This window comes from Botrimarina mediterranea, assembly GCF_007753265.1.
In the GTDB taxonomy this organism is placed as follows: Bacteria; Planctomycetota; Planctomycetia; order Pirellulales; family Lacipirellulaceae; genus Botrimarina; species Botrimarina mediterranea.
The window spans coordinates 2,217,480-2,230,785 of the sequence record NZ_CP036349.1; the positions used below are offsets into that span (position 1 = coordinate 2,217,480).

General features: G+C 62.4%; 8 protein-coding genes and 1 tRNA gene. 5 read left to right on the forward strand and 4 right to left on the reverse strand.

The annotated features are described in order from the left end of the window. Positions 1–15: 15 nt before the first annotated feature. On the reverse strand, positions 16–762 hold the full coding sequence (locus Spa11_RS08905) for a BON domain-containing protein (protein WP_197529853.1): 747 nt from the start codon (positions 760–762) through the stop codon (positions 16–18). Positions 763–959: 197 nt separating this feature from the next. Between Spa11_RS08905 and Spa11_RS08910 the strand changes: the two genes are divergently transcribed. Further along, positions 960–2,939 (forward strand): hypothetical protein, encoded by a 1,980-nt coding sequence (locus tag Spa11_RS08910; protein WP_145110971.1) that lies wholly within the window; start codon positions 960–962, stop codon positions 2,937–2,939. Positions 2,940–2,972: 33 nt separating this feature from the next. On the opposite strand, the gene Spa11_RS08915 is transcribed toward Spa11_RS08910, so the two are convergent. Beyond that, positions 2,973–4,508: a prenyltransferase/squalene oxidase repeat-containing protein gene (locus Spa11_RS08915; protein ID WP_145110973.1), complete on the reverse strand. Its 1,536-nt coding sequence runs from the start codon at positions 4,506–4,508 to the stop codon at positions 2,973–2,975. Between the two features lie 163 nt (positions 4,509–4,671). Between Spa11_RS08915 and Spa11_RS08920 the strand changes: the two genes are divergently transcribed. The 4 genes from Spa11_RS08920 to Spa11_RS08935 all read left to right on the forward strand — a co-directional run bounded on the left by Spa11_RS08920 (position 4,672) and on the right by Spa11_RS08935 (position 9,437). Further along, positions 4,672–4,745, forward strand: a tRNA-Met gene (locus Spa11_RS08920). A 144-nt stretch (positions 4,746–4,889) separates the two neighbouring features. Beyond that, positions 4,890–6,134: a tyrosine-type recombinase/integrase gene (locus tag Spa11_RS08925; protein WP_145110976.1), complete on the forward strand. Its 1,245-nt coding sequence runs from the start codon at positions 4,890–4,892 to the stop codon at positions 6,132–6,134. Between the two features lie 372 nt (positions 6,135–6,506). Further along, on the forward strand, positions 6,507–7,517 hold the full coding sequence (locus Spa11_RS08930) for a lipase family protein (protein WP_145110979.1): 1,011 nt from the start codon (positions 6,507–6,509) through the stop codon (positions 7,515–7,517). Positions 7,518–7,913: 396 nt separating this feature from the next. Beyond that, entirely contained in the window at positions 7,914–9,437 is a 1,524-nt protein-coding gene (locus tag Spa11_RS08935) for a PDDEXK family nuclease (protein WP_145110982.1), read from the forward strand. 329 nt (positions 9,438–9,766) lie between these two features. Here Spa11_RS08935 and Spa11_RS08940 read toward each other — a convergent pair whose 3' ends face one another. Beyond that, on the reverse strand, positions 9,767–11,272 hold the full coding sequence (locus Spa11_RS08940; protein ID WP_145110984.1) for a UvrD-helicase domain-containing protein: 1,506 nt from the start codon (positions 11,270–11,272) through the stop codon (positions 9,767–9,769). Next, positions 11,269–13,167 carry an ATP-dependent nuclease gene (locus Spa11_RS08945; protein ID WP_145110986.1) on the reverse strand — a complete coding sequence of 633 codons (1,899 nt, stop codon included), beginning with the start codon at positions 13,165–13,167 and terminating at the stop codon, positions 11,269–11,271. The genes Spa11_RS08940 and Spa11_RS08945 overlap by 4 nt, the downstream gene beginning before the upstream one ends. Positions 13,168–13,306 lie beyond the last annotated feature (139 nt).

Genomic DNA, 13,306 nt, shown 5'->3' on the forward strand with positions numbered 1-13,306 from the left:
TCTTCTGTTTTCGCATCACTGCGGCTCGGGGAGAATCTCTTCGGCGACGGCCTGCACGACGAGGCGGTTATCGACGCGGCGGACGCCCGGTTCGATCGAAGCGAGCTTTTCCGCCAGCAGCTTGTCGGCAGGGGTCGCGACGAACCCTTCGAGGACCGCGACGCCATCGGCGGCGATGAGGGTGACGCCGTCCACGCCTTTGCGTTCTAACGCCCTAGAGACGTTGGAGATGGCGACGGCGGCCGGCGGGCAATTCGCGGCGACAAAGCGCTGGAGTTCGGGCGACGCGGTGATGGCGACGCGGACCTCGGTCTGTGTGCTCGACGACGAACTCGAGCTGCCGCGGTTGCTACCACCCCCAGAGCGTTGCCCGCGTTGGGTGTTTTGGCCGGCTTGATTGGCGGCCCCGCCGAAGAAGCTCGCCATGTCCGCGGCGCTACGGCCGATGAAGGCTTGGTTGCCGCCCTGCGCGCCGAAGGAGCCCCCTTGTTGTCCGGCACCAAAAGCGGACTGGCCGAACGCGGACTGCCCAAAGCTCGATTGGCCGAGGCCGAAACCCGATTGGCCCAGTCCGCTTTGCCCGAACGACGAGCCGCCAAAGGCGGACTGGCCACCGAAGCCGCCGCCCATGCTCGAGCTCCCGAAGGAGCTGGCGCCGCCCAATCCACCGCCACCGGCTCGACCGCCCTGAGCCAATGAATCGTTGGCGGGTAGCAAGATCGTCGCGGCCGCGACGAACAAGGGAAGGGCAGGGCGGAACATCGGGATCGTCCCCCGTTGGGTGGGCGGTTTGGGCATCCTGAAGTGTACCACGTAGGGAACGCCCGGGCGCGAGCGACGGTGGGCTTTCACCACCGCGTGCAAGAAGCGTTTTTGAGCTGTCGGGATCGGATGTTTTGTGTTCGGTTTTGGCCGCGCGATGGGGTAAAATACGGGTCTTAAAAACACAGGGGAGCATTGTGTATCGAATCCGTCTAGTTTGCCTGACCCTCCGGGTCGCCCTGGCCCTGGTCGTACTGGCGCCCGTCGCGGCGCTGGCCGAGCGTCCCACGTCGATGCGGCTCTTCCCGGGCCGGTCGGTCTTCTTCGTCCGCACGCCCGACGCGACCGAACTCTCCGACCGCTTCAACAGCGGCGGCGGCGGCGAGCTGCTGAACGATCCCGAGATATCGCCCTTCCTCAAGGCGTTGTTCAACCGCATCGACGAGTCGTACCGCGAAGGGCCCGGCAAGGCGACCGGCGGCGGCTTGGCCGACATGCTGGCGTTGTTCGAGGGCGAGGTCGCGCTGGGGATTGTGCCGCGGCGCAATGAACCGCCGGGCGTTGTCTTCCTCGCCGATACCGTCAGCGGCGCCAACCGCAAGGCGGGTGAGCCGATGGCGCTCGCCGACGGGCAAGAACGGGCGACGAAGTTGTTGGATTCCATCAAGGAATACGCGTCGGGACGCGGGGAGCAGATCGCGAGCGAGCCCGTCGGCTCGACGACAGCAACCGTCATCCGCCGCGGCGATAACGCCAATGAGACGTTCGGCGCCGTCGAGCGCGACGGCGTTCTGATCATCTGCAACGATCGCATCCTCCTCGAATCGGTCGTCACCAAGTGGGACGAGGCCGAGGGACTCGTCCCCGCGGTCGAAGCGGAAGCCGAGGATGAGGAAGAGAAGCCCGCCGAGGACGAAGATCGGGCCAAGCGAGCGAAGCGGCTGCGGCAACGCTACGCGGAACCATTGTCGGACAACGAAGCCTTCACCGAGTCGCTCCGCGAATGCGTCAGCGAGCGGCTCGGCGCCGGTGATGAGTCGCCTCCTCAACTCGTGGCGTTCATCGACCCGGTGGGCATCTTCCGCGCGGTCGCCCAAGAGAACGCCGGCGCGCGGATCGCGTTGGCGACGCTGCCGATCCTCGGGATCGATGGCGTCGAGGGCGCCGCCGGCTCGGTGTGGATCAACGAGGGCGAGTGGGACTCGCTGTTCCGCGCGCACTTGTTGCTCGACAACCCGCGCGCCGGCGTGCTCAAGATGGCCCGCCTGTTGCCGTGCGACCCGACTCCGGTCGATGCGATCCCCTCGGAGGTCGCCGCCTACACCTGCGGAGCGGTTGACTTTGCGGGGACCTTGGACGGCGCCTCGCAACTTTACGATCGCATCCGCGGTGAGGGGCGGTTCGCCGACGATGTCGAAAAGTTCGTCACGGAGAGAGCGGGAGTTTCGCCGGCGACCTTGATCGAACACTTCACGGGTCGTTTCGTCTCGCTGCAAGCTTTTGGTGAGACTCGCGAGGGCGCCGCGCCTCGCGTGACCCCAGCACGGGCGATCTTTCTTGAGACCCATGAACCCGAGAAGGCGCTGACGGTTGTTGAGGCCGTGTTGAATAAGGTCGGCGCCAACTTGGAACAGCGTGACCACAACGGTCATCCGTACTTCGTCCTACCGTTCTTTGAGGAGATGGCGCAGAAGCAACGGGAGGAGGGGCCACGACCCGGCCAAGCGCCAATGGTGATCAGTTGTCTCGCGCTCATCGGCGACGACGTCGTGTTCTGCGAAACATATGAACTGATGCAAAAGCTCCTAGACACCCATGCCGGCGAAGGTGACCGGCTCGCCGAGCATCTGCCGTTCCGACTGATGGCGAACCGCATCAATCGTCTCGGCGCCGCGACGGTGGGCGGGGAAGAGGGACGCATCCTCATGTATCAAGACCCCGTCGCACAGTTCCGCCAATGGCACGCCGCCGGCTCGTCGGACGCCTCGCGCGAGCAACTCAACCAGATGGCCGAGTTCGCCCCGCCGATGCGTTGGCTGCGCGACGCGCTGGAAGATTCGGGCGTCCCCTCGGCCGAGGCGATGATGAAGTACGCCACCCCCAGCGGCGCCGCGATCTACGACACGCCGCGCGGGTTTCGTTATGTCGCGTTTAGCTTCAAACGCGCGAAGGAGTAAGGGCGTCAGGAAGGGGAGTCACGCACCCTTCCACTACCGCGTCGCCCGCTGCTGGTACAGCGGCAGATGTCGGTAGTACACCTCGAGCGTGTAGATCGACAGGCAGGTCATATAGAGTCGGCCCCCCGACGCGCCCCAGGCGTCCTCGCGTGGGTCCCAACTGCCGCGCTCCTTGTTGTCCTTCACTTGGTTGGCAGGGAGCAGCTCGCGCATGACCTCGTTCCACTCCGGCCAACGTGGGCCGCCGGCGTGGATCAGCGCCTGCGTCGCGTAGTACCAGTAGTAGACGTCGGTCTTGCCACGCCGCCACTCGGGCTTGTGCGTGAGCAGAAACTCGAGCCCTTTGTCGATTCGCCGATCGTCCGCTGGCCAGCCGAGGTACTGACGACCGAGAAGTCCGACAGCCGTGAGCGTCGGCACCGCTTCACGATTGAACACGTCGGGCTCTTCGTACACGTAGCGCGACCCAAGCGGCGCGTAGACCAGTGGGTCCGATCGCTGGACGAGGTCGAAGAAGCCCTCAATCTTGGCGAAGACCGGCGATGGCACCTCGATGCCCGCCATCCGCGCGCTCTTCAGCGCCATCAACACCCACCCCGTGACCGACAGGTCGCTCTGCACCATCGGGTTGTATTTCCAACCGCCGAGGTCCGTCTGCGTCTCGATCAAGTACGCGACCGCCTTCTCGGCGGGTTTGCGGTAGCTTTCATCACCGGTCATCGCCAGCAACTCACACAGCGCGATCGTGCATTGGGCATGGGTGTAGAAGCGGTGGTTGCTGCCGCCGCTGTTGAAGAACGAACCGTCCGGGTTCTGCCGCTCGAGCAGCCACCGCCAGCCACGCGTGACCGTCTGGCCGAAGTCGGCCCGCGAACTCGTCGGCAGCTTGCCGGCGCCCTGGAACGCGAGCAACGCCATCGCCGTGGCCGCCTCACGGTTCTCATTGGCGGCCGGGTTGGAGTAATTCCCAAGCAAGCTCCACCCGCCGTCCCTCTGTTGGACGCGCTGAAGCCATCGGAGCCCTTCGAGCACCGCGGACTCCGTGGCCGCGGTGCCGCCGAACGCGCGGAGCATCGCTTCTTTGCGCCCCGGCTCTCGCCCCGAGAGCGCCACGCCCGGCGTCACGCTCGGCAGCTGCGAGGCGAACGCCAGCCCCGTCGGGTCAATCGGCGTGTCGGGCGGCGTCGCCAAAGGATCGAGGACCTCCGGCAGGAAGTCGGGCGTCAGGACCTGCTCTTGGACGTCGATCTCGGTCGTGTTGTCGAGTGTGAGCGGCTCGTCGATGAGTTGCTCGCCGATCTGGTCGGTGACGCTAACGGTTAGCGAAAGCGGATCGTCACGATGGACACCCATAGCCAATAACGCGAGCAGCACGAGAGCCGCTAGATGAAGCATCCCGCTCACCAGCCACGCCGGGGCGTCATCGAGCCACCCGGCGCGCGGGCTCAGCCCCAAAGCCCGATTGCCATCATTGGCGGAGTCGCCGTCGCTCGTGGGAGGCTTCTCGTCGCGGCCTAGTCGAGGCGGCGGAGGGGGCGGCACGGCGGCGGCGGCGTTGGAGGGCGCCAAGTGGTTGGGAGGGATTCGCAGGAGTTGTTTATGAACTACCCAGGAACCGTATCGGCCGCCCCGCCGGCGAGCAATCAACGGTGTGCCGTAGGTGGAGGAGAAAAGGTTGCAGCGGGGCGCCTTGCCGAGCCGATTCGTACGGAGTATCTTCTGATATTCCAATCGCGGGGTGGAGCAGCCAGGTAGCTCGCGAGGCTCATAACCTCGAGGTCGTCGGTTCGAATCCGGCCCCCGCCACTTTTTCTAAGTCTAGCTGAGACCTAGCGTTAGGTATCCCGCCAACGGTTGGCGGCGCGGCTTGAAAGCAAGCGCAACGGTGTAGTCAACGGTGTAACCCACCGGAAACTACACCGTTGGCTTCCAGAACAAGCCCAGCGCCCGATGCCCCGTCTCCTGCATCAGCCGCCCAAATACTGGCGGCACAAGCCCTCCGGTCAGGCCGTCGTCAAGGTCGCCGGACGCCGGATCTACCTCGGCAAGTACGGCTCCCCCGAGAGCCACCAACGCTACGCCGAGCAGATCGCCCGCTGGCGAGACTCGCTCGGCAAGCCCGCCGGCGCCGAGCCTCCCAGCGACGGCCCCCCCGCTGCGGCCGAGGTCACGGTCCAAACCCTCCGGGAGCGGCGAGTAGGGGGCCATGCGATCACCCTCAACGAACTGATTCTCGTCTTCGTGGACCACGCCCGGCGGTACTACCGCAAGAACGGCAAGGTTACCCGTGAGGCGGAGATGATCGAGGAGGTGCTCGGCCTCCTGCGGAAGCGCTACGGGCGGCTGGCCGCCGAACGCTTCGGGCCGGTGCTGCTCAAAGAACTGAGGGAGGCGATGATCAGTGACCTCGACTGGTCGCGGAAGCACCTCAACAAACAGGTCTCTCGCTTGGTGCGGATGTTCAAGTGGGGGGTCGAGAACGAGCTGCTGGCCCCCGACATCCACGCGGCGCTCAACGCGGTGCCCGGGCTCAAGAAGGGGAGGAGTGACGCCCGAGAGACGACGGGCGTCTGCTGCGTTGATGACGCCGTTGTGGCCAAGACGGTCAAGTGTCTCCCTGAAGTCATCGCCGACATGGTGCGTCTTCAGCGGCTCACCGGCTCGCGGCCCGGTGAGGTCTGCGCCGTGAGGCCCGGGGACATCGACCGAACGGGCCAAGTGTGGGTCTACACCCCCTTGGCCCACAAGACCGACCACCACGAGCTCTGCCGGGTCGTGATGATCGGGCCACAGGCCCAGAAGTTGCTTGCTCCGTATCTGTTGCGAGCCGAAGACGCCTACTGCTTTACTCCCTCAGAGTCGGAGAAGAAACGATACGAAGCCCTTGCGGCGCAGCGGAAGTCGCCGCTACGCAGCCGCGACCGTGTTGGCGCCGCTAGGCGGGCCGCCCGGGAATACGCCCCGTGCTACTCCGCCGACACTTACCGCCACGCCGTCCAACGTGGTTGTCGCCGGGCGGGGGTCGAGCAGTGGTCGCCCAACCAGCTGCGACACACGGCGGCCACCGCGATCCGTAAGCGGTACGGGCTCGAGGCCGCCCAGGTGGTTTGTGGCCACGAGTCGGCGGACGTCACCCAGGTCTACGCGGAGCGTGACCTCCAGTTGGCACGGAAGGTCGCTAGCGAGGTTGGCTGAACGCAGCCGTAGTTTCGCAACGATGACTACATGTGCCAACCCAATCCCCGGTTTGTAGGGACAGATAGGTCTTGAGAATTTACAGCCGACGCGGCATGCATCCCGCTCCGTCAATCGCGAGAGAGCGTGGTCAACCGTTCCTAGTTGACGTTTCGGCCAGGGTTCGGCGTCGCCCGCCACTCATGGTTACTCCGTGAGAAGCTGACGCCAAGTTTTCAGTATACTGTTGTAAGGACTGCATGAAGGCTGAACGGGTATGCTTGTCGGTCGCTTGGTTTGCTTGAACCGTGACTCTCAGTGTGAAAGCAACTGGCTGATTGGAATAGCGTTTCGGAATCAAAGATCCTCCACTGCCTTGTGGGGCAAAGAAACATGAGCGGTCTGCTTCCCTCCGCGGAACATCTTACAACGGAATGGGACACGCTATGCGACACGGTGCCTTGGGCCACGGCGATCACGCTCGCCGAAATGAGCACCTTGGCGTATTCCACCCCCCACAACCGAGAGCTGGTTCTCCGCTTGCTGGGCTTTGACAGAATCCGTCTGCTCGATGATGGACCCCGTAGTGGTTTGGTGGCGATGGCGGAAGATGCGGCCATCGTCGCGTTTCGGGGCACGGATGATCTCGAAGATTGGTTTGCCAACTTCGACTTTCGTGAGCAAACGCAGCTTTCGGACGGGCGGACGGTCCACCGCGGCTTCCAAGCGTACTACAACGTATTCGCCGATGAAGTAAAACGAGTGCTCGCGGATTGGGCGCCGAATCGACTATGGGTCACTGGGCACAGCCTTGGGGGCGCAATGGCGGCATGCTGTGCTGTCGATTTGGTGGACAGCGATATTCCGTTTTCTGGGATCGTGACCTTCGGACAGCCACGAATCGGCAATGACGTGCTGGCGAGGCGGCTCGACTTTGCCACCAGTGGCCGCTACATGCGATTCGTCAATGAAGACGATGCGGTGCCGCTAGCGCCTCCGGGGCTGCTCTGGAACTACTGGCATTGCGGTAGCCGGATTCGATTTCGGGACGAACAGCTCGACCGACGGCAAGGTTTGGCGGTTTTCTCGTGTTCCGCACCCGCCGGTGAGGATGCTCCAGAGGGAGAGCTTCAGCCTGTATCACCCGATGGAGAAGACTCGCTGTCCGAAGAAGAATTACGGGAGATCAAGGGGTACTTAAAAGTCAGAAAGCAGAGCGGTCTTGATGAGGAGCGTCCGACAGAGGTGGAGGGCACGGCCGATGGTAGTGCAGGCCAGCCGATGGCTTGCTCAGCCGCTGCTCCTGGCTTAGTCGACAGAGTCGTCCATTTCCTGGAGAAGCGGATCAACGATCACTCCATGACGGAATACCTTCGGCGACTGAATGAGTTCAGTGCGGAGTAAGACTCTCCGATGATTGGTCAGATTGTTTACGCAGCCGAGCGCGTTTTGTCTGCCAGCCGGGAGAACCTAAAGAATGAATCCGCGCCGGCGTTTACGACCGACGCAGATTTGGACCGCACGGAAAACAGCGGCAGAGACTTTCCCGACAGGTTGGTCGTCGATCGTTCGAGTACTTCGAACGCGAAGGCTCAGCGCTCTGGGCGCTACCGCCAGGCCCTTCCAGGCGTGGGCAATGCCAATCAAGATGTCACACGGCCCATACTATAAATTCAATTAAATACGGTTGCGAGTTATCGCGAAAAAACACTTCTCGCCGTAAGATCAAAGAGGGAAAGGGTTTGCGACACCGCCGGACCCCGGCCAGAGTCCGAATTTGACGTCACGCGGCCAATCGGCATGAGCAAATCGAAGACAACGATCGAAGCACTGCTCGAAGAAACCGGCCCCATGGATTCGGGCGGGCTGGCTGACGAGCTAGTCCGACGGCATCCATCTCAGACTCCAGAAGCCGCTCGGAAGGCTATCAGTCGTGCCCAAATTGCGAGTCGCGTTAGGTCCACGCACCCGGTCAGGTTCGACCGTGTCTATCTGTACTACCTCTCGTCGCACGAAGGTGAGAAGTATGCGAGAGCAGTAAGGGCGGTCCTCCCCAAGAAGCCCGGCTTCGATCGGGTCTACAAGACTCTGCTTGCAAACCGCGGGTGGATTACAGCCGGTCAGATTGGCAAATCGTCCGGGAGCCTACCCGACAGCGCCCAAACCAACGCGGGCGGACGGCACCGTCTAGCGGAGACGGTCTCTCAGCTACTCCACCTCAGGGTTCTTGAGCCTGTCGTGGGGGCTACTGATCTCTTCCGGATAGGCAGAGAGTTCGGCACACCGCGTGTGGGCAAGGGTCTGTTCGAACACAAACTCAGGATTGAGCAGGGGCTCCTTGAGGAAGCTCGCGACTGGCTGCGCGACTGCTATCTGCTTGCCTATGACAAGCACCGGCTCCGAACTTCGCCGTATCTCTGCGAGGGATTCAACGACGCCGTATGGGACGTCCACGGACCGGTCTACTTCGGGCCCTTCACCGCGAACCAACAGCTGCGACGGACAACGGCCAAGGAGGCGTTTCTCGTCTGCGACATCCTCGCGTACCGCCAGTATGACATCAACGACGCGACTGCTCTCTTGGAACGCTATCGGTCAGTGGTGCTGCGATGGAAGACAGTTGTGGTGGTTCCCGTAGTGATCGCACCGGTGTTCTCAGCTTCGGCCTGGCAGCTACTGCGGACCAGCGGCGTTACGCCCGTCGTCTTCCACGACGTGTTCGGCCGCAATGTCGAGAAGCTGCTGAACTCGCTGTGGGATCTCTTTAAGCAAGATACGCCTTCCGACTCAACGCTGACCAAGCTTGAAGACACACTCGCTCTCGCAAGAGGCACCGAGATCAATGACGGCATCATAGGGAATCTCAAGGGTGCCCTATTTGAATTGATCGTCGCCCTAGCGTGGAGGTCACAAGGGTTCGAGGTTGTCATTCAAAAGATGGTGCAGTCGAAAGAAGATCTACAAGAATATGAGATCGATGTTGTCTGCATCAAGGCGGACCAGGTCTGCAAGCTAATCGAGTGCAAGGGAAGGCACGCAGGGTACGAGGAATCTAGGGACGACGTTGAACGTCACTTCGCCAGTCGCTGCAAGGCTTCGGCGGACCCGTACGGCTGGGACGTTACTGGGGGCTACGCCAATGTAGAAGCTTTGTTCATCACAACGGGCGTACTCTCGCCTGAAGCGCGTGCATACGCGGACGCAACCAAGAGAAGCCACGGGATCTCCTGCAAAGTGTGGGCAGGCGAAACGGTTGGGAATTGGCTGAAGGAGATTGATCAGCCTCGCCTTGCGGCCCTTATCGACCGCTTCTATCGGCAGTAGCCATCAGCCAGAGACCGAAGCAGGTTTATCCCTTGGAGAACAGCTGCGACAACCCCGAATCGCATCGAATGCTATCGACGCTTCTCAGCCGCGAACGACGACCCCCATCTTTTCGAGAAAGTCCCGCGTGCCGGTGGTAGCTGCCTTCTGGCACCTGAAGCAAAACAGTTCTCTCTCACGCGTTGAGGCCACGTAACCTAGCCGGCATTAGTCGTGCACGTCGGCTTCCTTTCGTTGCTTTCGGTCATCTCGGACCTCCTGAGGATCGACTATCTAGACCTCGACAGTGTCCGAGAGTGCTGGGCCATCGCAAATTCACAGTATCGTTATCAGTCGTCGGCGAGCTGCAGTTTCACCCCGAGGCCTGCCAGGAACCCTTCAGCCTTCCTGTCGATCGGTTTCACGCACGCCAGCACCAGTCGCTCCCGCGCACGGGTTGCCCCCACGTAGCCCAAGCGGCAAACATCGGACTTGTCGGACTGGCGAGCGTCGGCGTCGGTTTCGAAGAACTTTAAGAGCTGCGCTTGGGTCTCCGCCACCAATAGCACGGCGTCTGCTTCGAGACCCTTCGCCTTGTTGAGCGACGCGCTCAGTTCAACCGCCTCGCTCCCTCGTCCGCACCCGCCGAGGGCGCCTTGAAGATCCGCGACCATCGACAGCAAGTGTTTCTCACGCGACTCGCTGACCTTCATCCCAAGTTCTTCCTTCACGAAGCTTTTGAACTCGTCGAACCCCATCTCTCTCTCGCCAAGACGGAACAGCAAGCGACAGGCAGTCCGACGCCAACCGACCAGTCCGCCATCCAGGTCCCGCACCAAGTCGCGCTCTTGCTTGCCGACCGCCACGCTGAGCAAATCGCGAGCGTCGGCGTGAAGAGACTTGCCGCGTTGGGCCTCTTTGCCGACGTGGACGATGTCGAACTCTGACCGCACCTCGTCGAAGAACTTGTTCTTTCTCGCGAGGTACAAGCGCTTCCTGGCGTCCCCGGCTAGACGAACATCGTCGGTCAACGAACGGAACGCTTCAACGACCTCTTTCAGATCTGTCGGACGGACAAAGTACACAGCGTCCTCGCCCCGGTCTCCAGCCACGCTCTGCTGATTGAAGTCGCTGCGGAACTGATTGGAGAACCTCACCAGCTCACCGTTGGCGCGGTGGTTCTCGCAACGTTCCTCGGTCGTGGCCTTCTTGGCGAACTTCGCGAATGGCAGGACATCGGCGTCCGGTCGTTTGGTCCCCGCGTCCTTATAGGTGAAGCCGTTGATGTACTGCTCGGGGTCTCCAACAACACGGATAGCAGTCTTCTTCTCCTTGCGGAGCGCTTCGAGCGTACGCAGCAACGCGGGCGAGATGTCCTGGAACTCGTCGACGAACAGGAACTGCAGACGGCCCCCAACCCGCGACCGCACCAGCGGCTTTTCAACAAGGGCCGCCGACTTGCTCAGCATGTCCGAGTAGTCCATCACACCCTTCTTGAGCACGGCCTTCCGGTAGGCGACGAGCGCCCGGGGCTTCATGCCCGGCTTTGCCGCGACCTCTGAGTAGATGACGCCTTCGGGGATATCTCCCAGCAGCCGCCCGAACGGTCTCAGAATAAACCGGGCGACGAACGCGTGCGTCGTGCCGACGAAGACGTTCGGCGGTATCGCTACCCGTTTGGCGAGGCGCTCCCGGATGACCCGCGTCGCGGCGTGGGTGAACGCCACCACCGCCAGGGACCGGCAGGGCGACAGGCTATCGAGGCTGGCCGCCACCGTCTCGACCATACCGTGGGTCTTGCCGGCCCCCGCTCCGGCGACCTCGTAGCACGGCTTTGCGATGGGCGAGCGGGTCATGGAGCGGCCCCTGACGGTCTCTGGGACGGCTCGCCCGCCAGACGCTCAAAGCCCTGCTGGATGTAAGGCGGTGTTGCGAACTCAATGTCGGGGCGCTCCCGTAAAGCCGTGGCGACACCAAAGGCGAATGCCGCTTTCTCGGGTCCGAGGGCTTCGTAGAACTTGTCAGGGTCGTGCGGGCCGTCTCCTATGGCTTCGGCGTACCCCTTGCCTTTCCGCTGCCTCGCGGCAACCAGCGCGTCTAACAAAAGTTCCCGTGCCGGCCCTTCCCGGTTGGCTTGCACCAGGTCCTTCTCAAAGGTCGAGGTCTCCGAAACCTTGATGTCGATCGAGTCGCTGCCCCCGAACTCCTCCACAAGCTTGTAGGCGCGGTTCTCGGTTCTCGCCCCCGCGTCGCTGTCGGTCAGCACCACGCAGCGGCGGAAGAGCCCTCGCCGGAACACGGTTAGGAAGTGCTTGAAGGCCACGCCGTTCACGTTCACCACCGAGCAGCCGTGGCGTTCGAGCTTCTCGCCGTACGTCCTCTCAAACAGCAGCGGGACGAGCGTTTGCTCGGCGATGCCTTCGACCAAAATGACACTCCGCGCGAAGAGCAATCGCGATTTGGTCGCGTCGAGGTAGAGCGATAGGAAGCGGACCGCGTCCGCTTCGGTCTCGGGATCAATGTCTTGCAGCACGTAGCGGCTCGCCAGCTTGCCTCCCTCGTCGCGGAACACGACAACGGTGTTCTTCAAGTCGAGCCTCGCTGCGAGGTGCGTCGAGTGCGATGTCAGCAGCAGCTGAAGCGACTCGTCGTGTTCCTTTCTGACGCTCTCGATGTTACCCGCCAAGTGGTCCTGGAGGTGGGGGTGCAGATGCGCCTCTGGCTCCTCGACCGACACCAAGCGGAAGCAGGCGTAGTTTTCCTGACCGTCGCCCGGGTCGTCGGTGCGTGCGATCTGAGAAACCACCAGCGCCAGGTAGAGCAGGTTATTTCGCCCGAGTCCGTTGCGATCGACGCTCACTGGGTCGGCTCCGTATAGCATTCCGACCTTCTTCAGCAGCTCGCTCGAATCAGGGGCGCTGAACCTGAAGGCGATGTCGTTGTTCGACCCTTCCGTGAGCAAGGACACTCTTCCGAGCAGGTCAGCCACTCGTTTCCGCAATCCCGACAACGCGACGTTGGTATCGACCGCCGCGCTTAGCTGCGCCAGCGATTCTTTAACGTCGGCGTACTCGGCCTCACCCAAACTGCTGAGGACACGATACAGCAGCCGTTGCTCGCCGCCAGCCACAAGCTCTCGATTCGCGTCTCGCAGCGCGTCGAGGCACTCGCCGCGGAGCATCCGGAGGAGGTTGGCCTCGCACTCGTTGGCTTGGACGCCGCCGCCGTAGAGCATGTGCCTGTAGTCGCCGATAGGCAGACCCACATAGTCTTTGAGCGTCTCCTTGGCAGCGCCGCCTTTCAGATGCTCGTCAAGCGCGTCCCGTTGCTCCTCGACCCACTTAGTGGCGTTGAAGTTACCCCGCAACGCGTAGCGGTACGTGACGCTCGCGACTTCCAGCTTCTCATCGACATACCAATCACCGACGACCGCGTGCTGGTCCTCGTTCATACCGGTCAGCTTGGCCTCGACGAACACCTCGGGGAACCGAACCTTGTCCGGAGGGAGATCCCCGGCGGCCACCTGCTGCTTGAAGCGTTGGACCGCGGGGTAGTTCAGGTCGTCGATGCCGAGACGCCTGCTTTGCGATGTCGAGATTTCTTGCCCGAAAATGAGCGATGCGGCAGCGACGATGTTTGTCTTACCGATATTGTTCTCGCCCAGGATGAGCGTGAACGGCTTAAGCGCTATCTCGAATCCGTCCTCCGAGAAGTTGCGGAACCCGCGAATCGTCAGCTGAGAAATGTGCATTCAGACTAGTCCTGGCGAAGCCACCTGAGGCTGATGAAGTAGGCGCTGCGTTCGATGCAACTCTTGCTCCGTGCGGGCCTACCGTACAGACGGATGTTCGGGACGGATCGTCCATACCGAAGTTCTCGCGTAAGCCGGT

What these genes read in the sequence shown, in the direction of transcription:
- Spa11_RS08925 (WP_145110976.1), top strand. Translation starts at nt 4,890, where the DNA reads ATGCCCCGTCTCCTGCATCAGCCGCCCAAATACTGGCGGCACAAGCCC.
- Spa11_RS08935 (WP_145110982.1), top strand. Translation starts at nt 7,914, where the DNA reads ATGAGCAAATCGAAGACAACGATCGAAGCACTGCTCGAAGAAACCGGC.
- Spa11_RS08940 (WP_145110984.1), bottom strand. Translation starts at nt 11,272, where the DNA reads ATGACCCGCTCGCCCATCGCAAAGCCGTGCTACGAGGTCGCCGGAGCG.
- Spa11_RS08930 (WP_145110979.1), top strand. Translation starts at nt 6,507, where the DNA reads ATGAGCGGTCTGCTTCCCTCCGCGGAACATCTTACAACGGAATGGGAC.
- Spa11_RS08905 (WP_197529853.1), bottom strand. Translation starts at nt 762, where the DNA reads ATGTTCCGCCCTGCCCTTCCCTTGTTCGTCGCGGCCGCGACGATCTTG.
- Spa11_RS08945 (WP_145110986.1), bottom strand. Translation starts at nt 13,167, where the DNA reads ATGCACATTTCTCAGCTGACGATTCGCGGGTTCCGCAACTTCTCGGAG.